Source organism: Oleiphilus sp. HI0117 (assembly GCF_001635235.1).
Map to the genome: position 1 here is coordinate 1 of NZ_LWGA01000022.1, position 991 is coordinate 991.

General features: G+C 43.4%; 1 protein-coding gene and 1 pseudogene. Both read left to right on the forward strand.

Annotated features, from left to right (window positions below):
• Window positions 1–683, forward strand: a pseudogene (locus tag A3757_RS25985) (hypothetical protein); the annotation flags it as partial.
• A 28-nt stretch (window positions 684–711) separates the two neighbouring features.
• Window positions 712–991 (forward strand): hypothetical protein (locus A3757_RS00540; RefSeq protein ID WP_156506063.1); only part of this gene is annotated, 280 nt, incomplete at its 3' end.

Below are 991 nucleotides of genomic sequence, written 5' to 3' on the forward strand. Positions count from 1 at the left end.
ACGATAAGGCTGACAACAAGAAAGAGGCGATACTCAGTTACCGGCTTTATGCGAATACCTATGCCGAGCCAGCTGATGTCTATATGGAGGTGACTCATCGTTTGGCGCAACTTTATAAAGAAACGGATAAACCCCTGAAGCGACGCTTTTGGTTAGCTAAACAAATGAAGAAGGTCGATAGCTTGGGTGATGCTGCAGATGACCGTATGCGCTTCTTGGCGGCAGGTGCTGCGAGTGTTTTGGCTAATGATGCCTTTATTCAGTACAAACGAATCAAGTTAAAACTACCTCTAAACGAAACCATGATTAAAAAAACCAAAGCTTTGGAAAAAGCTATGAAAGCCTATCAAAAGACGGCGAGTTATGGTGTCTCTCAGTTCTCAACCGAAGCTGGATATCGCATGGCTGATATTTATGCTCAGCTTAGTCGCGACTTAATGGATTCTGATCGCCCTACAGGCCTGAACGAGCTGGAGCTAGAGCAGTACGAAATTCTTCTTGAAGAACAAGCTTATCCCTTTGAAGACAGTGCTATTGAAATTCATGAACAGAACTCCAGTAGGTCTTGGATTGGTATCTACGATGACTGGGTTCAGAATAGTTTTGATGCCTTAAAAGAATTGCTACCAGGGCGTTACGATAAGCCTGAATTAAAGAGCGAGATCATCTATGACTTGTATTAAGGGTCTATTCATCTGTTTGAGGCAATCAATGTCATGTTTTTTGATGGTTTGTCTGTGCCTTATCTTGAGTGCCTGTGCAACAAAAGGAAAAATAGATAAGGAATCAATCGCCGCTGAAGATTCGCGACAAGCATTAGTTTCACAATATCAAGACGCTGTTGAAACGATGAAGTCACTAGAGAGTTCATCGGACCAAGCGATGGCTGCCGGGGTATTCAAAGGTAACGATGAGCTTGAAGATAGCTTTCATACTCTGGCAGAAATACATCAGCAAAACCCCTGGTACCCTGGGCCTCTCTTGAACCTTG